We start from the raw sequence: 24,461 nt of genomic DNA, 5'->3' as shown, positions 1-24,461 counted from the left end.
GTGAAAGGATACGATGACTTCCTGGACATCAAGAGGACTTAATTGTGCCAAAAAGCGCATTTCGAGAACGCATTGAACTCGCCGTCAAACCCCACCATGAAAACCGCCCCACCCTGATTGGGAAAGCCCGCGGTCCGCACGCCGGCATGCTGGTCCATGGCCATTATCAGACGGAGTATCAGCTGCCTAAAGGCGACTCCCTGCGCATTATTGCCAATCATCATCAGCGATTTCCACAGATTATTCTTCGTACCCGAAACGCCGAACTCGTTCGCCGCTTACCCGGCAGGCGTGAATCATCGCTCGTGGCCAACGCCATCGCGCACATCAACGCCTATTGCCTGCGCTCAGACCACTATGTGGAAGAACGAACCCCGCTCCAGCTGCAAAAATACGCCATTGCGAAGCGTGCCGTAGAGCGCCTGCAAAAGCTGCTGCCCCGCGAGCGTGCAATAGCCCCTTTTCATTTCAGAGCGCAGGAAGCGCTCAGGCGAAAAGTAATTCGCGTCATCGAAAAAGCGCGTGACGCCAATATCCTGCTCGCAAACCACCCCACCGTCTCCGAAGGAGAGCTGCGCGATATTTTATACAGCGCGCGCCAGAATGCTCAGCAGTTTACCTTCAATGTTCAGCAGCGTGTGACCCGGGCTGACCAGATGGATTTTGAGGAGCGTGAACAGCGCACTATCATCTGGGACAGCAACTCGCACATTGGGCAAAACCGTGCGGCGCTTGAAGATGCCCTGAGGGTGATAATTTCGACGTATAACCTGAACCCCTCCCCTTCGCTGAAAAAAATTCCGGCCAATCGCTTTGAGCGCTTTGCTCAGTACTTTGTAACACTTTGGGAAAATGCCCGTGAATGGGCAGATTATCATGCCAAAGAACAGAAGCCAGAACAGTCGCATACCTCCGTGGATAAGGATACCTGGCGAGAAGAATACGTTCACCCGTGGTTTAAGCTTCACGGTCACAGTCAGCAAACCTATGATTCTCTGGAAGCGCTTGCGCACGCGCTTGGCGGTACCCGCCCTCTTCTTTTTGAAAGACGAGAGCAGGCCTGTTCTGCTGTAAATTACGGCTGTGATGGCGACTGGGGAATGCTGCCCGGGGAACGCGCCTTTTTGCTGCGTGTGAACAATACCGTCAAACGGTTCGCATTTGGCGAACTGCCTCAAGGACGCGTGTTTTTACTGCCAGACGGTGAAGATTTACTGGAGCTTGCGTCCCTCAGTGAAAAGCACCTTTACCTCTTTGAGCGGATTCGCCTGCGCATTAAAGCGATTATCACGCAAATTCCAGTCGCCATGCGCCGCTTGTATACTATCCTGCGTGATTACGTGATGCACGATTTACACAATGCGTTTGAGGCCCATGTTGAAGCCGGTCATCCAAAGCTCGAGCCAGAACCTGCTCCCCCTCCTGCACCCAATCTTGAACATCTGCAGACCATTTTACGCGAACAGGGTATTCTGTCGCCCACAGAAACCTTAGAAGACTTCGCCAAAAACGCGCTTAAAAACTATCGTGTAGCCCGCCCCGACCATCCGGGGATGCATGCGCGATATACAAATCCAGCACACCGCATGTTCGGCGTGTTTCGTCATTTTTCTGATTTTTTTGTCGACACCAGTGAACGTAATCCGGTGATTGGAACGCTTGCCATGGCGGTTTATTTTTACGGTGCCGGTGCCATAATGGCGCCGAAGGCGCTGACGGCACTCCTCACCAAACTTCAGCTTCATGGCTTGATAAAAGCCATCGGCCCCACTCAGGACATGGCGCGCTGGATGAGCCACGGAACCCTGTCTGAAGCCATTTCCGCCGCCATGACCTACTGGCAGGGCGTCATTATGGTGGGGAGCATTGATGAATTTATCACCGGCGCCATTACACTCATCAAAGACGACCCGGTCGAAGTGGCCATGGTGGTGTCGCTGGCACTCTCCATGGGCAAAGGCATTTGCACTGCCATTCCACGTTTTGAGGATGAAATGGGTTCCTTTCCGTGGATTAATTATTTCTTCCTTGGCGTAAAAGGTGGTGCTGCCATCTATGACACCATCATGCATCCCGGAGAAGACTGGCTGCTTGGCACGCTTCGCTGGCTCTTAAGAGGCGGTCTAATTGCGGCAGAGCTCCTTATCGCCCCGTTTGTCGAATGGAAACGCCACGGGTTTGCCAGGGGTTTTCTAAGCGGCTGGCTGAAAAGCTTCGGGCTCTTTTTGCAGACCTTAAAGCAAATCGTGCATGCGGGCTTTGATTTACTCCTTGCCATCTGCACCATACCGTTTCGTGAAATCAGCGCCATGGCGCTGCATGTGCCTTTTCGCGGGATAACGGCGGTGCTGACGATGAGCCTTGGTGCACTTGGCAATCTTCGTGAAATTGGCAATGCGCTTGACTACTTTGCGAACCGTCCGGGTTCCTGGAATTATTTCGAAGGATTTCATCCCTCAAGGCTGTATGGCTTTGTAAACCCCATGGAGCGCCTGCCAGGCCATCCTGTCCTTAAAGTGTTAACGTTTATACCGATGCTGCTTGTCAGCCCGGTTTTTGATGTTTTTAAAAACCTGTTTATTCTGCCATTGGTGGACACTGGCTCGCTCACGGTACGCCTCCTGCTCACGCTCACAAATCCCCTCGCACGTTTTATCGCTTACACTGCAGGCGCGTTGCTTAAAGCCAGTGGATTCCTCTGGGACTCCAGCGCAGGCTTTCTGTTGCGCCATCTCGCAGACGGCATTACCCTTACTGCCAATGCCGTTGACGGCCTTGCCGGTAAGGCGCGCCAGTGGGTGCTTTCTGAAATTGAAGCCATTAGAAGCATGCTTTATTATCAGGCATTTGTGCAGTCCGCCATTGAGGTGACACCAGAGGCGGCTCGACACCTCGAAACGCCACAGGCGCTGTGGCAGTTGCCTGAAGAAAGCTCTCATGGGTTAGTACAAAAAATGCTGGGCACAGAGTGTCGCACACCCACCTTGCAGGCGGAGAATCCCCTGCACCATACCTTCCTGCGCACGGATGAAGATGATGATGAAGTCAAAGTTACGTCACCAAGGATGGATGAGGGGCTTCAGCCTGCTTGAAACGGTGATAGTGCTCGCACTTGCCGCTATACTGGCCGCCGTTGCCTGGCCGTCCTGGAACCGCCATCTTGTGCGCACACATCGTGATGACGCACAGATGGCGTTGCTGGCGCTTGCCGCCGGCATGCAGGCCTGGCACCTCGCCACACACACCTTTGATACTGACGTCGCTCCTCCCGGAGCTAACCCGCCCAAACCAGTTGCAGGCCTCTCGCCCCTTGGCGGATATCGGTTGCACATTAAAAGCGCCACAAAAAATGACTTCCTCCTTGAGGCGCATGCCGAGCCCACAATTGCCGCAGCCGACCCGGCCTGTCGGCTCATGACGCTTGACCGCCATGGCATGCAGGGAGAACCAGCGGCGTGCTGGGGCATTCAGGGTACAAGGGCAGTCCATATAAGACCCTAAATGCCGCCGCCCGTCTATTAAGGCCTGCTCGATGCAGCCGGGGAAAAACTCAAAATATCCTCGGCACTCTCAACGCGCATCGCTTTTTCCGCAAACATTTTTACTGCTCGCATAATCGCCGCAAAACCTCCTGCCAGCGGGAGTGTCTCTTCCGGTATAATCCTGTCTAAATCGGTAAAGAGCTCAATCACGGGTTTACCATCTCTCTGATAATTCAGCGCCTGAATAAACTTTGACAGATATGCCCGGTCGATGATGGAGCCCTTTGGCATCCTGTCCAGGACTTTTTGAAGAAATGGGAGCATTACGGCTTTGGGATTTTCGATAAAGCGCGCCTCATCAAGGAGCCCCTCTTGCATGCCTGCGCTCAGGATTGTCTCTGATTCCGTTATGAGCTTGTACAGGCATACCGCTTCATCCTTGATAAAATCTTTAGCGATTTCACCCCACTCAATGCGGTTATATTCGCTCCAAAAATCTTTAGAACCTAAGCGTGAAAGCCTTTCAAAACGCTTTATGTCCTGATTTAAAAGGTTACAAAAGTCTCGCATGAATCCAGAAAGATAACTATATGGCGACAGGTCCGGGTCGCGAATGGCAGAACGGAAAATCCTGTCGACATCGAGCAAATTGAAGGGATTAAGTTCCTTCAATTTTTCCTCGACCTTAATGACCCTGCTCAATTCAGAATTTACACTGGCTTTTTTAACAGCCTCAAAGCCAACCATCAAGTACCCTGTAAGCGAGCGACCCAAAATAAACCGTGATTTTTGCCAGCTTTGAGCGGCAAATGACCCCACCTGCTGCATGCCTTGTCTTGTTCTGTCAAGCATTGCAATGAATGCAACGTCTCCCTGTAAGGTTGTTTTTTTCCGTTCAAAATATTGCTCCCAGTTTTCCGGATGCAATTCAATGGCATTTCTGACCAGTCGAACGAAATCATCAGGAAGATACTGGCAGAGCTTTAAAAGGGAGGCTTTCCTTATATCCTCACTCGGGCCTATTTCTGATTCAGATATTGTATTAAACAATAATGCTGCTTCCACCCTGATAAAACCCTGAACCAAATCGCCCCATTCAATTTGACCAAAATTTTCCCAAAAAGTCGCGGAACTGAAGAGAGCAAGAAGTTGAAGACGCCGCATATCCTCACTAAAGCGACGACAAAAGTCTCTCATATATCCCTGAACAAATGTAAAAGGTGACATGTCCGTGTCAAGCATGGCAGAACGGAAAACCAGGTATATATTCATCAGACTTAAAGGCTGAAGCCCGTTAAGTTTCGAGAGGACTTTCTTAACAATCACCCCTTCAGACTGCGGATGATCTACTCCGATAGAAGCAACATCGTTCTTTACATGTTCGATAAACTCTTCGAAATTCAGAGAACCGTGATTTTCCCATCTTCTTTTTGCAACTATTGAGACCTCACTCAAACATTCTTTAACTCTTTCAAGTGTTTGCGCCAACAAAATTTTTCCTCCAGAGTCAATATTGACCATGGTAAAATGCCTTTCCCAATCTGCATCATAAACGTTCAGCGCATACCTGAAGTCACTGACAAATTCAGCGGAAACATACCCGTGAAGCTTAAGGAACAGGAAATCGGGGCTGCACTCAAGCCTTCTTGCAAGTTCAACTAACAACTTGGAGCCTGACCTGGTACGGTTTAGCCTTGTGAGCCATGCTATGTCAAAAGTATTTTTTTCAAAATTATTCACTAAAACTCTGGTTTTCAAGAGACCGCAAATCACTGCCGTCAATGCTGGATTTTTTCCACAAAGAAGGTCGTAAAGAATGTGGTGAGCATCTTCGGTTCCAGCCATGCAGAGCCAGGCGAATAATGAGCTTGAACCATATGTGCCTACCGGCGCCTGGTGTTTTAAAAGTCTTGGAAGCGTCATCGTTGCCATAATTTCAGGGACATTACGAAGTGCGCTTGTCACAGCATGAGCGTTTGCAGGTTCCGACATTAACGCCCATAAAAAAGTACGACCATCCTCTGTTTTCTTTTCGGTTAATGACCAGAACGCTTCAGCGCTCTGAATTTTATTTTCGAGACTTTGGGAACGTCTTGGCAGGCTGGCAATATGATCTCTAATTGCCGACAGAAAAAGATAGCCCTCATTGAGTGCTGTCGCCGATTTTTCCGTGAGCAGGTTATTTAAAAACGAAACCGCTGCATCTTGATTATTTAAGCGTTGCCTCTGCAGAAGGCGCGGGAGCTTTTCCTTAAGATCACGTATCGCGCGCCCTTCCACAAAAAAGCTCGCGGTTCTAAATGCCTCAATGATAAACTCTTTATAGGACTTCAGTGTGTGACACCCGGTTTTATTACGCGCATCAATGTACCGCTCTGTAAAGCGAATGAGGCTTTCACTAAGCCAGTAAGACGCCCGCTCTCCCTTATTCCTCAGAAGTATTGCCCACTCTGTGACTGGGTAATTGAGCATTTCTCTGCAAAAGGCATGGCATTCCTTTGGCATATGGCGTACCGCGGCCCACATGAATTCATCACGCGATTTAAGACCTGAATCCTGCATCAAGAGCGTAAGAACCTCACTTTCATCAAGTGCCATGCCATGGTTATGGACAGCATGGTGAAAATCGGCAAAACCCGCATCATAAGGTGGCTCAAAGCTTTTGCCCATAGTGATAAAAAGCTGCCTGAGTTCACTGCGAAGCCCGGGGTTACAACGCAAAATATCGACGAGAAAATCATGATGCCGTTTATCACCCAGTTTAAAAAACCAGTGGAAAAGTGAGGTCGCACAGGGCTTGTTCGGATCTTTCGTAAACTGCATGCAAAGCTGTCTGGCCGTGATATATGGCAGCACATTATGCGGGGTCGTCAAATAAGTGCGCAGCGCTTCAATACTTTCAGGGTCTTTTGTAAACGAGAGCATCTCCTGAGCATTTAGTGGGTTGAAAATCACCTGTAGATACTTGCGTGCAGCTGTAGCTTCAGCGTTTTCATGAGTCGCCGCCTTTGCACGCGTTCGGCGTCCCCTTCCAGACGGCGCCTCCTGAAAAAAGGAAGGGGCTGACAGGCTGGATGCGGCTCTGGCCGGGTCTGTCGATCGTGCGGCCACAGGTGCTTGAACCACTTCAGGCAGCATGATGGGAGGCGCCTGCACTTCAGGAAGGAGCGGCATGACGCGCGCCTGCAGACGCGCTGCCAGAGCATCGAAAGCCTCGTCAGTTCCATTACAGCGTTTCAGGAACAGTGCGCGCGCCTGAGTGAGGTTTTCATGGCGAATATACTGTTCCACGCACGCCTGCCAGTCTTCGATGCCAAAGGCACGCCGTTCAGCGCTAAAGTCCGGCACACTGTTTTCCGGCAGCGTTTGCTTCAGTGATAACTTAAGCGCTTCGGCAGGATAGAGCGGTTTTTCGATATCAACCATCACCAGACGCTCGCTGACACGGCTGCATGCTGTAAAAAGTCGGTTAAAGGCGGTGGCATTCTGCCAGTTGCCAAGACCGTGTTTCGGGCGATGCGCTACAACGCCTGAGGAGGAAGCCGCATGTCCATGCAAACTCTCGCTGATTTTCGCAAAACGGAGAGTATCGAGATAACGGTAGAGGATACAGGTTTCAAACTGCATTCCCTTGATCTCTTCGATGGTGCGCACGAGCGCCCCCTCACCAAAGCGCGCTTGTGCTTCATCTCGATATTCCTCATGCGTAATAACAACACACTCCGGGTTATTCGCGGCAAAAGCGCCAAGCGACTCCCGAAGTACGTCGTCCATCGCCTCCCAGGTAAGCCAGTGTGCTCTTCCGGGGCGCGCATGTTTACCTTGAGAGCACTTAAATTCATGCACCTGCTTTTTATCCTGAAGGCCGCCTAAATCGTTAATGGCAAGCGTAATGATGCGCTGCATGAACGCCTCAAGCACAAGCGGTACACGGTAGGAACCGGGCAGCGCGATCTGTGTCACTTTAATGTCGCCACCCTCTCCATTAGTCTGGCCAATGGCGCGAATGGGCTTGGTGAAAGGCAGCGGATCACTCAGTCGCTGAAAGTCGCCTGCGCACAGCACAAGTGGCAACCCACGACCCGCGAACTTTGCGATATTTTCCAGCTGTGCCCCTGAAACATCCTGTGCTTCATCAAGCCATACAAGTCCCCCGCACACCGGCGGGTCAATACGTACAAACGAGAGATCGATTTTACCCCCGGCAGCGAGATTCGGCACCCAGTGAGACAGGATGATATCCCAGACAAAGGCGCGCTCAAGACTTTTGGGCGCGAGAGTGGAAAGCCGCTTTCCAAGATTTTTATACGCTTCTTTATCGGCACATCCTGAGGCAATCCGCCCTTCCTGATACACCGCTCGAGCTTCTTCGCGCTGATGAAGTTCCATGCGTTTTTTATCTCGACTTTTAAGAGGCTCTAAAAGTTTTGGAAGTGGGTCGTACCCAAGGCGCTTTGCAACCGCCTGAGCATGTTTAAGGTACCACTCAATAAACGCCTCTTCCCCAACTTCCTGCTTGCCGGTCAGGTCAAGCCCACAGGACTCTGCCCATTCCCTATAGGTTAGAAACTCAACAGACGCGCCAGGCTCCACTGCCTGTGGCAGGGCGTTCCAGGCAGACTGCATGTCGTTTCTGAGCATCATCGAACGGGTAATGCATACGATTCGCGGGTATTGATGCCTCAATTCAGGCAATGACAACAGTATGGTGGAGGTCTTGCCACTTCCTGGAAGGCCCGTGAAAAGGAGCGGCAGCGTGAGCTTTGCAGCAGTATCCTGCTGCGCCTTATCAAGAACGAGTGGCCTGTCGGCATACCACTGCATGGGCAGTGGTGCGGATGGTGCGTGGCGGGTCGCCTTCTTAATACGCTCCAGGGTCTCTTCACTGTTAACAGCTTCCCATCGCAGTCGCGTGGCATCCTCTCTACTGGAGGATGCCGCTGCCCCTGATGCCAGTTGTTTACGAGCATCTATGCGAAAACGCTTAAGCGCATTCGGGTTTCGCATGAATCGGGAGTCTTTATAGTGGTTATAAGACATTTCAGCAAACTGCAGATAGTGACTGCCGCCCCACTCAATAATGGTAAAAAGTAAACGGTGGCGTCTTTTATTTCCGAAATCTGCGGCTCGAACGCTAAAAAGATTATGTCCATTGAGTTGTTCAAAGTGGAGACCCGTGAATTGTCTATTTTGAATCTTTTCAATGGTTCCGGCGCACTCTGCTAATATTTCCTCTGAAACTAAAATACCTTTCCAGTAAAAAAACATGTATAAACCTCTATGCGTTAAATTGAGTGATGTTCTTGGGCGTACTGGCTTTCCAGCTCCTTCATGCGCAGTTCAACCAGAAGGTAATGGTCGCAAAAGGCGCGAATAAAACCTGCGAGCATGCCGGCTGGATGCAGAAGAGGGTCAGCCCGCAGCTCTCCAACAAGCGCCGTGATGGCTTCGATGTCGGTATTTTCCATAGCCTCAAGCTGTTCACTGAGTCTGTTAACCAACGCTCTGTCGCAATCAGAAATTTTCGAATCAGGCAGCTTCAAAAAAGCCAGCGCATTCAGCAGATTGTCACGAAGAAATGGTGAACTTGCGCAAGAATCCCAAAGTCCTTTGCCTCTTTGATTCGCCAGCGAATAGAGTTTCTGCAAACGGGCATAAACATGGGGATACATCGCATACAGCGGCTGCTCTGAAATACCGGGCGTTACATGGGTGTTCCATTCAGATTCGAGCGTAAAGTGCAGAAGCTGCGACCAGGGGTCACATGCTTTCGGATAATACGCGGCAATTGCCTGTAAAAGCTCTGCAGGGGCCACATTCAGCTGTTGCGCGAACAAGGCTATCAGGTACCCGCCCGCATCAGTATCGACAATCATGGCCAGGCACTGAACATCGAGATACTTCGGGTCGAAATTGCCCGCCAGGACGTTTTGACGCAGAACCTCTATAAAGGCTTCCGTAAGGCGTGAATTTACACTGGTTAAAAGACGCACAAGTGTAAACTGGCACACGGGAGAATCTCCTGCACACAGCCAGTCAAGAAAAGACGTTCTTCCTTCCCTCAGTGCATCTGCATTGGGCGTGAAGAGTGTCTCCAGAGTGACCGTACTTGCATCCTTGGGAAACTGGTACCGGCTTTCACCGCTCTGCTGTATCGTCGATTGTGCACCAGAATGTCCCTGAAAAAAACTCACCGCACTCGAACTCACACGTGGCTCAGAAGCCTTGAGAGCAGGCCTCGATATCGCCTCTCGTATGCCTTCGCGGGCCACATAGAGTTCAACGTATGCAGGTCGAAACCAGTTTTTTCCGCAGTTTTTCAGCTCCTTGTTAAGCGCTTTCATCATAACTAAAGGAGAGGTACAGGTGCGCGCTTTTTTGTGCATTCTCAAAAACGGACTATTTTTATCCTCTCCCGGCGGAATACCGACTGGCTGACCCACTCCTAAAAATTTACGAACCTGCTGCATCACATCATCCGATACCGCACACTTATGCCAATCGGCTCTGGCATGTGCTGCCCGCTCCTTTAAGACATGCACCAAATATCCGACCCATTCAAGCGTCCATTCTTCACCGGCGCGGATGTAGCTCTCCCATTCATCCTGCGGGAGCAGATACAGGTTGCTGCAAATTCGATGACACACTAAAGGAAGGTGCTGAAGGCTTACATCAATCACTGTATCTGAGTCTTTGCGAAAGCCGGCGCGCGTATTTATCGCCTGCAGCAGCTTATGACAAAGCCCGGGTTTTTGTCTTAGCAGAATAAGATAGCGCAAATCGCTAAAACGCGCGTCAAACATTGGCTCCTTTGCCAGATGAAGCTGTCGGCAATAGTCCGCAAGAGCGTTTATCAGTTGTGGACTTTCTTTAAGCAATTTTTCAAGGTACTCACTCCTCCCGATAGATGTATAGTTAAACACCCAGTACATCATGGAGCTTCGTACTGCTTTAGGCTCCAGGCTAAACTGCATGCCAAACTGCTCAAGACTTATCCATGGAAGCAGGTTTACGGGCTTTGTGAGACGCTCAAAAATACGCGTCAGGTCTGGATTCTTTTTATCAGACTGGTTGATAATTTCAGCAATTTCAGAGTCAACGGGATTAAAAAGCTTTGCAAGAAGCTGTTTCTCTGTAGTGCCGTTTGCATGTGACATTCGCTGCATTCCCCTTTTGGGGCCTTTGCCTCTGCGGGAAGCTGCGGGGCGCACTGACGGGAGGGCTGGCGTCTTTGATGGGGATACAATATGCGCATCTGTGCTGCTACTGCTTGTGCTGGAGCTGCTGCTACTGCTGGACGAGGGCTGTGCTTCAGGTTGAGCGGGCATGGCCGGTTCTACTCGCCGCTCAAACCGCGCCATAAGGGTAGTAAATTCCTCGGGCCTGCCTTTGCATTTCTCAATAAAAAGTCGCCTTGCCGTATCAATGCTTCCCTGACGGATAAACTGGCGTACGCGCTTTGCCCATGCCTCTGGACTTGTATCGACGGTCTCATGGGTCAAAGAAAGCGGCATGCGCTCTGGTATTTTTGCACGTAAAGCGTTTGAAAGCAGGGCCGTTTTATATTTTCCGACACTTGCCTCCATGATAATAAGCCGCTCACTAAATCGCGTGTAGGCGGTAAAAAGCCTGTGATAAGTTGTAGCATTTTGCCAGTTGCCACGCCGGTTTTTAGGGCGATAAGCAGAGCTGCTCGCGCCTTCAGCCTGCTGAGCTTCACGAGCTGCGCAAAGATGCTCAGCGCGCGGTGTATCGAGTAATCGGTAATGCACGCCTGTTTTAAACTGCATTCCCTTTATGGCTTCGATGGTTGTAACAAATACGTCCTCCCCAAATACCCGGCGCGCTTCATCGACATGCTCTGGATCTGGACTGGTCACTACCGCGAACTCCGGATTATTTGCACCAAAGACACGAATGCTCTGGAGTAAATCCGCAGGTATCTTGTCACACTCAAACCAGTGCGCGCTTCCTGGGAGCGCGTGCGGACCCAGTGTCGATTCGAACGTACGCACCTGGGCTTTATCCTGCACTCCACCTGCGTCAAACACTGACCAGTCGATTAATAACTGTACCGCCCCCTCAAGAACGGCCGGCACGCGAAACGAGCCAGGAAGTACAACACGCGTCAGTTCCGTACCCGCCTCATACACCATCTGCTGAAGATGGTTAACAAACGGCAGCGAGTCATTCAGGCGCTGGTATTCCCCGGCACAGGCAATAAACTGGAGTTTTGAGCCTGAAAAGCGCAACAAATCCCTCAACTGGCGACAGGAAAAATCCTGAGCCTCCTCAACCACCAACAGGCCATCGAGCTCGCCCGGTTCCAGCTGAACAAAGGACGGGTCAACGAGCGCTGCCCTCGCACAATACTTCTCCCACGCAGGCAACAGCCACTCGTGCACAAATTGCCGGTCGGCACTCCCGGTAGAAAACAGCGAAAAGCAGGTACCAAGGGCCTGATAGGCTTCAGGGGTATACCCACAGGCAATGCGCATTTCCTGGTAGATGGCAGAAGCTTCAGCATCTGCCTGTAAATCATGCTGACGCGTGCCACTGGTTTTTTGTGCCTTAACGAGTTTCGAAGGCGTAACGCCATGCTGGCGGGCAATCCTGGCAATCTTATGGACATTTTCACGGTACCAGACTTTAAACTCGCTCTCTCCTGCGAGTGTTTTACCGCTAAGGTTAAGCCCGCTGCGCTCTGCCCATTCGAGCCATGTTAAAAATTCAACCCGGCTGTCAGGTTCCATTGCCTGTGGAAGGGAATTCCATGCGCTCTGCATGTCATTACGAAGCAGAGGCGTATTTGCAATGCATACAATCGCATTGTACTGCGTGCTAAGTTTAGGCAGGCTCAGTAATACTGTCGATGTCTTACCACTGCCTGCAAGGCCACTTATCAATGCCGGCACAGCAATGTTCTGAACCTCTCGCTGCACGCCAGTGAGCGCTATCAGATGATGGTTATACCATCGAAGCGGTGCGGGTGCCTCTGAAATATCAGAATGTATAACCCCCTTCAATTGGGTGTCATCAGCAGATTCCCATGTAAGCGTCTCTGAAGACGTTTTTTTACGCGACTTCCGAAACTTCTTTAACAGTTTCGGGTTTTTCATAATGCGTGAATCCTCATAGTGGTTGAGCGACAGTTCAAGAAATTTGAGGTAATCATGCCCCCCCACATTTATCACTGTAAACAGCAGGCGCTTTCTATACCCGGCACGTACACTGTAGAGGTTGTATCCAGTAAGCTCTTCCAGTCCTGCACTTTTAGTTTGTTCGTTACGAATCTGATCGAGCGCTTTTGAACATTCCTCTTCAACTTCCGGGGTTAAATCAAGAATATCTTCCCAGTAGTAATATTTGGGCATTGGTTTTTCCAAAGATAAAATGAGCATATTTTACTCTTTGTGCTCACAAATATCAAACCAAACAGCAGTTAAAGGCTAACTGCATTTAAACTTTACATTAATGATTGGAAATGTAAGAATCGGTTAAATTGGACCGAAAGCTTTATTTTCATGAAAAAGCTCATGCAAATCATCACTGCCTCCTGCATGTCCGTGCACCCGGTCGAATGCCCTGTTTCCTCTATTATTGCTCGCCGCCGTATCACCCTCTCTCTGGCTCTGGGTCGGTACGCGCTGTAAAAGGTTATCTGCCCGTCTCAGGGCAGCCCTCTTCCCGCAGATAATCACACATCATCGTGAAACACGATTTTCGAGTTTATTCAGATATTGAGGAGTAAAAGATGTATCCTTTCTTTAAAAAAGCCATCCCGGTGGTCGCGGCGGGCACGTTCGTTCATGCCGTAGTTGAGCAGTATAAAAAAGAGGCTATCAAGGAAGCACACCCTCGCGCGCAGGTGAGTCATACCCTGATTGGAGGCAGCAGGCCATTCTTTGCGCGCAGTATAACCCTGCTCGAAGCCGATGAACCTGAAAAGCCTCGGAACTCGGGGACGTGGCACCCTGTCACGAAGTAAAGCGACAATGTGAATGGGAAAACACACCCTGATATCCCATCAAAGCTTCACGAGGCCGATTTGGCGGCCTCGATTCTCTATCAGGTGGCGGTTTTATTGCGCAATAAATCCAGCATCAGAAGAACTGCACCCACAAAAATAGCGCTGTCAGCGATATTAAAGACCGGCCAGTGCCAATTTTGGTAGTAAACTTCGAGGAAATCGACCACGTAGCCAAAAAAGAGTCTGTCGATAAGGTTACCCGCCGCCCCTCCCAAAAGGAGTGCTATGGCCAGCGGCTGTAAAACTGCATTCTCCGGTAAACGCCGAAGCCAGATGACAAATACCACACTCATCAAAAGGCTGAACACCACAAAAAACCATCGATGCCACTCGCCCGCTCCACTTAAAAAACTAAAGGCGGCGCCATTGTTCCAGGCCAGCGTAATGTTAAATCCTGAGAATACAGGATAGGGAACCCAGGGAGTAAAATGCAGACCCACCCAGTATTTACTGAGTTGATCAAGCACCAGTATCCCAAGACTTAACAGCAACCATGGCCATTTTTTCATGCAAACTGTCTCACTTCATCAACGCCGGTTACATTGCCAACACATCTGCCGCAAAGCGTTGGATGCGAAGCATTCGTTCCAACATCCGCACGCCGGTGCCAGCAACGCTCACACTTTGGATGTTCTGTAGCGGTCACCGTTACGGTAACAGGACTGTTTTCAGGAAGGCATTCAAGGGTTGCCATGGAGGTGATAAACACAAAGCGCAACTCATCGTTAAGACGCGCAAGCGCTTTAAAGCTGTCAGCCGGCACTCCCACACACACTTCTGCCTCAAGACCTGAACCAATCACCCCTTCACGGCGCTTACTCTCAAGCTCACGGTACACCACATCACGCACGAGCCGCACGCGCTCCCAGGCATCCATGTCGACTATCCCACAATCAGGCCATGCCGTATACCAGGTCTCAAGAAAAACAGATGCGTCTTTGTTGCCCGGAATTTCCTTCCATATTTCTTCGGCGGTAAAGGAAAGAATGGGCGCTATCATACGCACCAGAGACTGTATGATGTGGTACATCGCCGTCTGGCAGGAGCGGCGCGCAAGACTGTCCGCCGGAGTCGTGTACTGGCGGTCTTTAATAATATCGAGATAAAAACTGCCAAGCTCCTCTGCACAGAAATTGTGAATTTTCTGATAAATGGCATGGAACTGGTAACTGGCATAGAGTGCTTTAACGTCTTCCTGCAACGCTTGAGTTGAGAGAATTATCCAGCGGTCAAGCTCAACAAGTTCACTGTCGGCAACACTATGCGTCTCTGGATTAAAATCAAAAAGGTTCGCAAGTAGAAAACGGGCGGTATTACGAATGCGCCGATAGGCATCTGATACCCGCGTCAGAATTTCCTCAGAAATACTGACTTCCTGGCGGTAATCCGCAGAAGACACCCAAAGACGCAGAATATCGGCTCCATACTGGGCAATGACCTTATCAAGCGCCACATAGTTTCCGGCGGATTTTGAGAGCTTACGCCCGTCCTTGTCGACGGTATAACCGTGTGTCATTACCGTGCGATAGGGTGCAACTCCATCCATTGCCACGGATGTGGTGAGGGATGAGTTAAACCAGCCACGGTGCTGGTCGGAACCTTCGAGGTACAAGTCAGCCGGAAAGCTGCAATCCAGGTTGTGTCGAAGCACGGTAAAATGACTGACGCCTGAATCAAACCAGACATCGAGCGTATCCGTGCACTTGTCATACTCAAGCACGTCCTCAGGCGTCAGGAGCGCTTCAGGCTCCAGCGAAAACCAGGCGTCTATTCCCGATGTTTCTACGCGTCTCGCAACAGCTTCGATAAGCTCCGACGTTTGCGGATGCGGTTCACGGGTGACTTTGTGCAAAAAGAGCGGGATAGGCGTACCCCAGGCTCTTTGTCTTGATATGCACCAGTCGGGGCGATTTTCTACCATATTGGTGATGCGTGGCTTGCCCCAACCCGGTATCCACTCCACCGTATCAATGGCAGTGAGCACCTGCTCGCGCAGATGATTTTTATCCATGGCCACAAACCACTGCGGTGTGGCAAGAAAAATGGTCGGGGTTTTGTGGCGCCAGCAATGCGGGTAACTGTGACGCACAGAAGTTTCATGCAGGAGTGTGCCGGCTTCACGCAGCAAGGCAATTACCAGGGGATTGGCCTCACGCAGGTGCTTCCCGGCAAGTTTCGGCACATCAGGCGCGTAGCAGCCGTTTTGCAGCACCGGATTATTGAGCGGCAGGCCGAAGGCCTTACCCGCCACATAATCGTCTGTACCATGTGCCGGTGCCGTGTGAACAGCACCGGTTCCAGATTCAGCATCCACGTGCTGGCCCGTAATAACAGGAACCGTACGCGCTTCAAAGGGATGGCGAAGATGTATGCCTTCAAGCGCACTGCCTGTGCATCGACCGACCACTGGCGCATCCGGTGCACCGAGGCGTGCCATCACGCGCTCCTGCAAGGCTTCGGCCATGACCAGATATTGCGCACCGTTATCCACCAGCACATAGGTAAATTCGGGATTCAGGCACACGGCCTCGTTGGCCGGCAGCGTCCATGGCGTAGTCGTCCAGACAGTGAAAATCACGGGTTTAAGCGCAAGATTTTTATCAAAGTGCGACAGCAGTGCCTCTGCATCTTCTGCAGCAAATGCGACATCAATGGAGGGCGAGGTTTTTTCTTCATACTCGACCTCTGCCTCGGCAAGCGCCGAACCGCACTCAAGGCACCAGTTAACAGGTTTGAAGCCCTGGGTCATGTGGCCATTGGCGATGATGCGCCCAAGAGCGCGTATGATATTGGCCTCAAAGGAGAAGTCCATGGTGAGATAGGGATTTTCCCAGTCAGCAAACACACCAAGGCGTCGAAACTCTTCGCGCTGAATCTCAACCTGACTCGCAGCATATTCACGGCATTTCGCACGAAATTCATGTGGCGTAATGCGAACACCGGCCTTGCCGGTTTTTTTCTCAACATTGAGTTCAATCGGCAGACCATGGCAATCCCAGCCTGGAACAAAGGCCGCGTCAAAACCGTCCATGGTTTTGGATTTAACGATAATATCCTTGAGAATCTTGTTGAGTGCGTGCCCACAATGCAGATGCCCGTTGGCATACGGGGGGCCATCATGGAGAACAAAACGCGGCCTTGCGGCACGCGCACGCCGGATTTGTCCGTACACATCCATTTCCTGCCACTGTGCCAGTTGCAGTGGCTCGCGGGTTGAAAGGCTCGCTTTCATGGGAAACGCCGTGGTCGGCAAATTCAGGGTGTCCTTGTACTCAGTCATAATTCTCTACTCTGTCAATTTGGCGAAAATTCTCGCATCAAACCGTAAAATGTCAATTAAGACCCGCAAACCATGCACGCGCAGCAAGCGCATCCGCACGGATGCGGGCTATCAAGTCGTCAATAGTGTCAAATTTCATCTCATCACGCAGCTTATGCACAAACGCAATATTCAGGCGTTTTCCATACAGATTACCCGCCGGATGCAGAAGATGCACTTCAAGCACCAGGCGCTTCCCATCGACTGTAGGACGCATGCCAAGATTTGCAACTCCCGGCAACTGGGTATCACCAACGCCCTGCACCCATACGCAAAAGACCCCGCGAAGTGCGGTGTTTTTTCGTGAAAGTGCAATGTTTGCCGTCGGAAATCCCCAGGTCGCTCCACGGCCATGCCCCCTGACCACACGCCCTTCAAGGCTCGCCGGACGGCCAAGCAGATGCTCAGCGAGTATCAAGTCGCCCGCTGCTTCAGCAGCACGTATCCGGGTAGAACTGACGCGCTCACCATCGAGCGTAAAATCCTCAAAAACCTCCGTCGTGGCAGCACGCGCTTTTGCCAGCAGGGCCAGTTCCTCAACACCGCCCTCGCGATTTCTGCCAAAGCGAAAATCGCGACCCACAATAATGTGACGGGCATTCCAGCCCTGAAACAATTTTTGCTCCGCAAATTCGGTAAAAGAGAGAGATGCGAGCTGGCTGTTAAAACGCAGGCAACAGACATGGTCAATGCCCATTTCCTGAAAAACATTGAGCTTTTCACGCAGGGTGGTCAGTCGGGGCGGCGCGCGGTCTGGATACAGGTACTCTGCCGGCTGTGGCTCAAACACCACCACGACCGACGGCAACCCCATCGCGCGTGCGCGTTCAGAAAGCCTTGATAAAAGTGCCTGATGACCACGGTGCACGCCATCGAATGTCCCTATGGTCATTACCGATCCTGTGGCCAGAACCGGCACCCTGTGTCTGCCCCAACAAACCTTCATCACTCAATGCTTGACCTCTGAACGCACGATTAACACGTCGCACTCTGCACCATGCAAAATGGCATTGGCGGTTGAACCCAGCAGAAGCGCAAGACCATGCTTGCCATGGCTGCCTGTAACGATAAGGTCAACATTCTGCTCTTTGGCAATACGCAGCACTTCATTCTTGGTAGAGCCGAATTCGATGAACAGATGCGCAGAATCAACACCGAGTTCACGCGCCAGGGTGTCGAGCTCTTTTTCAGCCTGTTCGCGAATCGATACCTCAACCTCGGCAAATCCGGCAAATCCCGGGTAAGCATAGGCTGGAATTGGCTCAACGACATGCACGAGGTACAGCTGTGCCTGGTTTTCGTCCGCAATTTTTTTAGCCTTGTGGGCGGCACTGATGCCTACTTCATCAAAGTCTGTCGCAAACAATACTTTTTTATACATGTGATTCTCCCTGATTGACGCCCTCCCCGCTCCGAAGTACGGGTATCCGGGGATTAGTATAGCGCGAGTACTAAAGGTTTCACAGCGGCGTTTTCAGGATGCTGCGTCAATCTTTAGGAATTGACGCAGTGAAAGCACGAGGTCACACCCTAGCCAAGCATGGTCTCTGCAACATGCAGCTGGCGCACCCATGGTCTGTTGGCCACAACCTGCTTCGGCAACTGCGAAAGAGCAAGCTGCGCCGCCTCAGAGCTTTGGAAATTACCAAGCGTCAGAATGTACCAGGGCTTACCATGATGACGCGTTTCGTGAATGGTCGCCGATTTTTCAAGATGATAAACGCGAATCACACGCTCAAGGTGATCACGGTGCACACCTGCCAGCACCTGAATCGTGTAAACCACCTTAGGTGACGGGGATTGCGCCATCGCAAGTTCCTCGCGCGCACGCACTGCCGGCAGAGCAATCTGTTTAGGAGCTACGACTACCTTGTCAAGTACGGCGCTAACCTCCTCTGTTTCTTCATATACGCTGTCACCACGTGCCAGATTCTGGCGCATTTCTACGACTTCCAGCGGCTGCACAAGCGCCATGTCTGTGAGGGGCGGAATAACGCTTGCAAGCTGTACAGGCGTGTCCTCAGTGGCTTTGGCGTCCTTCATGGCAACCGGTGCCAGAAACGATGGCAGAGCCGCGGCGCTGGTTGACAGTGGCTCTGCATCCCGAGACTGTGAGACCTCTGCCTTCCAGAAAAAGGCTGCGGCCATAGCCATTATCAGGAGCAGCGCATATCCGGTATTGCCTGGCCGTAAAAATGTTCGCCGCCGTGGAGACTTGCTGAAATACGCCGCGGCTCTCGCATTGATTTGCGCGACATTGCCGCGAGTAAGCGCATAAAATTCGGCCATGGGTTTGTCGAAATCCCAGTTACGGGCATTTCCGGGTGGCGCAAGCCGGGTACTGACATAAGTACGGGTTTCCGCCTCACTGAGAGGCCCGAGAGTGATGGTGTGTATCATGTCACGAAAGACACCGCGCGCCAGCTGGTTCAGTGATGGCATGCTGGCGGTGTCTGCTGCGAGACACACATGAAAACATCCTTGAGCACCCTGCTGGTGCAGGAGCGCGAGCAGCGTTTCAATCAGAGAATCGGAAAGCTCCTGGGCATTATCAATGAGCAGCAGCACCGGTTCCTGTCGTCTGTTGATTTCAGCGACCAGCGCATCAAGCCCCGATTCACAGGCAAGGTCAAAGCCCAGAGCCTTGTGAAAATCCTCCACAAGAAGCGCGTGCGAAGAGGCGGTTGCCGCATCCACGGATACGCAGCGCACGCGCGCGTCAAGATGCCCCTTCAGCAATCCGATAAAAGTACTTTTGCCGCCGTTTTTCTCAGCCATCAGGGCAATCAAAACGTTGTTGTATGCTACCAGATGATTTATAAAATTGACGCATGACATCCAGGAGGCAGGTTTAAAAACCTCCGCGCCCTGCATCAAACCGCCCGCATGATTCATCCCCTGCGGTTGTGTCATGAGTTTTCTCCTTCTGTAGCCGCGGCCAGTACGGCACGAAGCGCTTTTTCACTGATATCTGCCGATACAAAGCAATTGCCTGGATGGTGCATCAGCACAAAACGCAGGCAATTATTGATAATTTTTTTATCCTGGTACAATTGATTCATCAACGCATCATGTGCAATATCGGCAGGAATGCGCGATGGAAGTCCAAACTGGCTGAGGAGGCGCTCTACCCGCAGTACTTCCGAAGGGGCAAGCAAGCCCTCGCGTTCTGAGAGTAAGGCCGCACAATAAAGCCCTGTTGCTACCGCCTCTCCATGCAGATAACGCGTATACCCGGTGCAGGCTTCAAGTGCATGCCCAATGGTGTGTCCAAGATTGAGCAGTGCCCGCTCCCCCTGCTCCGTGGCATCCCGCTCGACAATGCCCGCCTTGATGGAACAGCACTCAGCGACAAGTTCACTCAAGCGCTTCGGGTCTGCCATCAGCTCCGAAACCGTGCATCCGCTTAACCTGTCGAGCATTTGACCACCGGTCAGAAGCGCGTACTTCACCACCTCAGCCAATCCTGCACGAAACTCACGCGTACTCAGAGTCTTTAGTGTGGCAACATCGCAAATAACTGCAGCTGGCTGATGAAAAGTGCCCAGTAGATTTTTGCCGCCTGCATGATTAATGGCTGTTTTTCCGCCAATAGACGCATCCACCTGTGCGAGCAGCGTTGTAGGAATTTGCACCACTGCCACACCTCGAAGCCAGGTAGAAGCGGCAAAACCTGCAATATCACCAACAACACCGCCACCAAGCGCCACGACTGTTGTATCACGATGGTGCCTGCCTGCAGCCAGCGCATCGTGCACTTTCGCAAGACTGTTGCGATTTTTAAACTGCTCGCCGTCCTCAAGCACCACAACATCGCACTGTCGGTCAGAAAATGTCCCGCGCACAGGCTCGAGATACAATGGCGCCACTGTGGTATTAGTCACAATGAGAATCTGTGCACCACGAACCGTACCAGACAGGCGCAGGGCATCCTCGAGTAATCCCTCACCAATCCAGACGGGATAGCCGCCACCCGGCAGCTTAACCCGCACTTCTCGAGACGGGTTACTGCTCGCCATAGATGTATTTGATGATATTGTTGGCAACGGCCTTGACGGTGAGCTTATCCGTCTCGAAACTCACATCTGCAAGCTCGGCATAAAAAGGCTCACGCTCATCGCGCAGGCTTTCAAGTCGCTCTTCAAGATCAGGCGCTTGAAGCAACGGGCGTCGCGTATCCCGACGGGTACGCTCAAACTGCTGCGCAAGTGACGTTCGCAGGTATATCACCGTTCCACGTCCTGCCAGCGCAATACGGTTTTCCGGAGTCATGACAACCCCTCCTCCCGTTGCAAGAACAATGTTCGTTTTCTGCGTCAGTTCGTCTATGACTTTTTGCTCACGACGGCGAAAACCCTCCTCGCCTTCGATGTCAAAAATCCAGGAAATATCCGCGCCGGCACGCTCTTCAATCACTTCGTCCGAATCGTAAAACGGCAGATTAAGGGCTTTTGCCAACGCGCGACCAATTGTGCTCTTTCCGGCACCCATGGGGCCAATCAGAAATATGTTGCGAACTTTCATGATGCTCATCTTTGATTACATACCTCATCCTGTTTACAGGAATCTGAATCCCTCATCGAAACAGCGAACGCCGCGGCTGCTGGCAGCCCCGCACGCGTTGCCGGCCTTTCAGGCGGCGTTGCCCCATCACCCTGAACACCCATATAACCCGGCGATTCGCCGGGTATTATCCTGGGAGTAATGAAAATGAGCAACTCCTCATTACGGATTTTAGTGGCCGTCTTCCTGAACAGCGCCCCCACAACGGGCAATCCCCCCAAAAATGGAACCTGCTGCAAATCCCGAACCTGACCCTGCTGGTGAATTCCTCCCAGCACCACAGTCTGTCCATTGTCGACCCGCACACTCGTGCGGATTTCCCGGGTCAAAACCGCGGGTACGTTCTGTACTTCCCGTCGGGAAGGCGTATCCTGGTTGATTTGCAGCACCATGTAAATAGTATTATCAGGGGCTATGCGCGGTGTTACCCGCAGACTCAGCACCGCTTTTTTGAAGGTCACGGCCGTAGCACCCGCGACTGTTGCCTCCTGATAGGGAATTTCCTCACCGGATTCTATCACAGCCGGTTCAAGATTCGCAGTCACCAGTCTCGGACTTGCCACAACATGTCCCCTTCCCTCACTTTCCAGTGCAGACAGTTCCATGTCAAGCAAAACTCCCGTACCAAGCTTTGCCATGGCAAGCCCCATCGACGCCGGATGCAGACTGCCGGACAAGGCCAGCAAATCCACGTTCAGGTGCCCGGGGAAGGGCTTCACGTGCCCGCCTGGAGGTAAGGGCTCAGGGATATTACCTGCCTCAACCACCTCTCCCATGCCAAGACGCACACCGATATCCTCGGCATAATCGCGGTTGACATTGACAATACGCGCTTCAATCAAGACCTGGCGCACGGGTACATCCAGACGTTTTACCATGTTTTGCACGACTTCAACATGCGCACTGTCATCCTGTACCCAAAAAATATTGGTACGCGGGTCAGCCCCGCAACGCCCCTGAGGCGACAGCAGTGTCCCCTTGCCGTCAATAAGCCCCGCGATATCAGCCGCTTTTGCAAAACGAACCTCAACAAAACCGGTCTGAAGTGCCGCATTTCCAGGCGGTTGATGTGCATTTTCCGGGGCTTTAGACGCATCAAACACTACGTTGCCTCTTTCCTGGCTGTCAAGCCCCTGTGACAAATAGTGATGTGTTAAAGCATTTGAATGCCCCATAAACGGATTTCGCGCAGAAGACTTTGATAAAGCCAGAGCCACGGCTCCCGGCCACCAGAATGCCTGTTCTCCCTGCGTTGGCAAAGCCTTCGCCGGTGGCGGCCTGCTTCTTGCACGAAAGGCAACAAGCTTCAGGCGAAGCTGCAGCCATTGTGCGGATGGCATGATTGCGCTTTGTGATGCACGTTCTTCAAGCGTAAAATCAAGTGGCAATAAAAGGCGCGAGAGTGCTGAAAGGCGAGCAGACAGACACGCCATACCGCTGAAATTGCCCGCCATCTCGACGTCCATGGGCAACAGCATCCAGGACCCGTGCGGGCGCGCCTTCAGCGGGCGAAACACGGTAAAATCAAGCCCGCACCGGCGTGAAAGTGCTGCCAGCGCCTGAAAATCATGCTCACGCCGCCCATCAAGGCCAAAATGTGATGTTAAGGCATCGGTGTGTTCTTCCATGCGCTGACAAAGTGCCTGCTCCCGCCCTTTTTCTAAACCCTCGAAATGCTTCTTGAGTGCTTTTTCGTTTAAAGACTGCACTTCGCTTAAGAGACGTGCCGAATCGCGCTCCACCGGTACAACGAGCAGCAGGTGCAGGATGCTCCATATCACTACCCCCACCCCACACAGCAGAACCTGCTGCCATACGACCCGCCACAGGAGAAAGCGGTTGAACCATTCGGCGAGCGCTTCACGCTTCAGTCGATGCATTTACGCCTCCGCCATCGCCGCCGCCACTTCAGCGGTTACTGAAAATTCGACGGAAGTGTTATCAATCGTCTTAATTGGTCCGGGGCGCACTTTCTTAAAGCCCGGAGTCTGCGAAAGCCGCGTTACGAAAATGCTGACCGCTGAAGACTGACCTGCGCGCCCTTGAATCTGAAAAGTGCTGCCGTTCTGCGTAAAGCGCGTAGCCAAAAGATTCTGCGGCATGGCGGCAACGGTTTTTTGCACGTTTTCCCACCACTGATTTCTGCCTGCGTGAAAAACCTGCAAAGACCGCATCGCCGCATACTGCTGCCTGCATCGGGTTGTATCAAACGCTTTTTCGTGCAAACCAGTCAACCCGATTCGCAGAGTTTCTACCTCCTGTTTTCGAACTGCCAGACGATTAAGCGCAACTCGCCACCATGTGCCTTCTACAACAACCATGCAAAAGAAAATCATCAGACTCGTGAGAATGAGCCTGCGTCTTGCGAGTCGGCGGGACAGAGGGGTGGCGGCCAGAAGATTCACCATCATTCTGTCATCCCTCGCAATGCAAGGCCCGCTGCCAGCAAAAATCCGGCTGGGAGATCCCAGGCGGGTAAGAGGCGCTTGTTCTGAATGGCACTGGCAACTCGCGCGAGCGCACTGGATGCAGGCTCCAGAGCCACAGGCAGCAAGCCCGCCGCCATTACGTCAGCGGTGCACGCCTGCAGGGTTTCTTCAGTGATGGCCCACCACGTGAGCTCCCGCAAGCCACTGCGCCCGCTAACTGGAGGCGATAGTAAATAATCCAGATGCCATTGAGCCGTTTCTTCCGAAAGCAGGTGCTGTGCTTCAAGAGCAACAAGCGCACGCAGGTGACGCCTCGGAATGGCATGACTGAGCGTCAGGGTATGTTTAAACACACGGCCTTCGGGTATGGCGAGTGCGACGCGGCACGAAACCCGGCGGTTAGATGATTGAAGAGTATTGAACAGTTGACGCAGCGTCTCAGGAGTAACTTCATGATGACAGGAAGCGTGTGCGAGAACTTGAATGTGTCCTTGCGAACGTGAAAGCTGAACCATGCACACGGCTTGCGGCAGGCAGGCTACTCCCAGCAGCGAGCGCCTCCACAGCGTAAAACGCGACAGAATTTCCATACATTTCCCTGGCGATTGTTGGATGCATGCGGCACTTTTTCCTGACCG

Annotated in this window: 15 protein-coding genes; 3 read left to right on the top strand and 12 right to left on the bottom strand. The window is 51.9% G+C overall.

Going from position 1 to position 24,461, the window contains the following annotated elements; translation table 11 throughout:
- The first annotated feature begins 44 nt into the window (after positions 1 to 44).
- Together E4T54_RS10885 and E4T54_RS10880 are read left to right on the top strand one after the other, a co-directional pair.
- Positions 45 to 3,092, top strand: coding sequence for a hypothetical protein (locus tag E4T54_RS10885; RefSeq protein ID WP_051551067.1), 3,048 nt, complete (start codon positions 45 to 47; stop codon positions 3,090 to 3,092).
- Positions 3,070 to 3,501 carry a type IV pilin protein gene (locus tag E4T54_RS10880; protein WP_051551068.1) on the top strand — a complete coding sequence of 144 codons (432 nt, stop codon included), beginning with the start codon at positions 3,070 to 3,072 and terminating at the stop codon, positions 3,499 to 3,501. Before E4T54_RS10885 ends, E4T54_RS10880 begins: the two co-directional genes overlap by 23 nt.
- A gap of 17 nt (positions 3,502 to 3,518) precedes the next feature.
- On the opposite strand, the gene E4T54_RS10875 is transcribed toward E4T54_RS10880, so the two are convergent.
- Both E4T54_RS10875 and E4T54_RS10870 read right to left on the bottom strand, forming a co-directional pair.
- Positions 3,519 to 8,750, bottom strand: coding sequence for a hypothetical protein (locus E4T54_RS10875; RefSeq protein ID WP_028387396.1), 5,232 nt, complete (start codon positions 8,748 to 8,750; stop codon positions 3,519 to 3,521).
- A gap of 17 nt (positions 8,751 to 8,767) precedes the next feature.
- The gene (locus tag E4T54_RS10870) at positions 8,768 to 12,856 is read right to left on the bottom strand and encodes a hypothetical protein (RefSeq protein ID WP_135100416.1); all 4,089 of its coding nucleotides are present in this window, start codon (positions 12,854 to 12,856) and stop codon (positions 8,768 to 8,770) included.
- A gap of 380 nt (positions 12,857 to 13,236) precedes the next feature.
- On the opposite strand from E4T54_RS10870, the gene E4T54_RS10865 reads away from it, so the two are divergent.
- The gene (locus tag E4T54_RS10865; RefSeq protein WP_028387398.1) at positions 13,237 to 13,470 is read left to right on the top strand and encodes a hypothetical protein; all 234 of its coding nucleotides are present in this window, start codon (positions 13,237 to 13,239) and stop codon (positions 13,468 to 13,470) included.
- A gap of 80 nt (positions 13,471 to 13,550) precedes the next feature.
- Here the strand turns inward: E4T54_RS10865 and lspA are convergent, their stop codons facing one another.
- The 10 genes from lspA to E4T54_RS10815 all read right to left on the bottom strand — a co-directional run bounded on the left by lspA (position 13,551) and on the right by E4T54_RS10815 (position 24,413).
- The gene (gene lspA, locus E4T54_RS10860; RefSeq protein WP_028387399.1) at positions 13,551 to 14,021 is read right to left on the bottom strand and encodes a signal peptidase II; all 471 of its coding nucleotides are present in this window, start codon (positions 14,019 to 14,021) and stop codon (positions 13,551 to 13,553) included.
- A complete protein-coding gene (ileS, locus tag E4T54_RS10855) occupies positions 14,018 to 16,792 on the bottom strand; it encodes an isoleucine--tRNA ligase (RefSeq protein WP_028387400.1) in 2,775 nt (924 codons plus the stop codon). The genes lspA and ileS overlap by 4 nt, the downstream gene beginning before the upstream one ends.
- 52 nt (positions 16,793 to 16,844) lie before the next feature.
- Positions 16,845 to 17,723: a bifunctional riboflavin kinase/FAD synthetase gene (gene ribF / locus E4T54_RS10850; protein ID WP_238582797.1), complete on the bottom strand. Its 879-nt coding sequence runs from the start codon at positions 17,721 to 17,723 to the stop codon at positions 16,845 to 16,847.
- 57 nt (positions 17,724 to 17,780) lie between these two features.
- Positions 17,781 to 18,212, bottom strand: a complete 432-nt coding sequence (locus E4T54_RS10845; protein ID WP_028387402.1) for a universal stress protein — start codon at positions 18,210 to 18,212, stop codon at positions 17,781 to 17,783.
- Positions 18,213 to 18,361: 149 nt separating this feature from the next.
- Complete coding sequence (locus E4T54_RS10840) at positions 18,362 to 19,744, bottom strand: SPOR domain-containing protein (RefSeq protein WP_028387403.1); 1,383 nt, start codon at positions 19,742 to 19,744, stop codon at positions 18,362 to 18,364.
- Entirely contained in the window at positions 19,741 to 20,850 is a 1,110-nt protein-coding gene (gene aroB, locus E4T54_RS10835; protein WP_028387404.1) for a 3-dehydroquinate synthase, read from the bottom strand. The genes E4T54_RS10840 and aroB overlap by 4 nt, the downstream gene beginning before the upstream one ends.
- A complete protein-coding gene (gene aroK / locus E4T54_RS10830; protein ID WP_028387405.1) occupies positions 20,837 to 21,364 on the bottom strand; it encodes a shikimate kinase AroK in 528 nt (175 codons plus the stop codon). Before aroK ends, aroB begins: the two co-directional genes overlap by 14 nt.
- The gene (pilQ, locus tag E4T54_RS10825) at positions 21,361 to 23,274 is read right to left on the bottom strand and encodes a type IV pilus secretin PilQ (protein ID WP_051551069.1); all 1,914 of its coding nucleotides are present in this window, start codon (positions 23,272 to 23,274) and stop codon (positions 21,361 to 21,363) included. The genes aroK and pilQ overlap by 4 nt, the downstream gene beginning before the upstream one ends.
- Positions 23,275 to 23,805, bottom strand: a complete 531-nt coding sequence (locus tag E4T54_RS10820; protein ID WP_028387406.1) for a PilN domain-containing protein — start codon at positions 23,803 to 23,805, stop codon at positions 23,275 to 23,277.
- Entirely contained in the window at positions 23,802 to 24,413 is a 612-nt protein-coding gene (locus E4T54_RS10815) for a type IV pilus biogenesis protein PilM (protein ID WP_028387407.1), read from the bottom strand. The genes E4T54_RS10820 and E4T54_RS10815 overlap by 4 nt, the downstream gene beginning before the upstream one ends.
- Between the last annotated feature and the right edge of the window lie 48 nt (positions 24,414 to 24,461).

Source organism: Legionella geestiana (assembly GCF_004571195.1).
In the GTDB taxonomy this organism is placed as follows: domain Bacteria; phylum Pseudomonadota; class Gammaproteobacteria; order Legionellales; family Legionellaceae; genus Legionella_B; species Legionella_B geestiana.
This window is presented reverse-complemented; position numbering and strand designations above follow the sequence as displayed.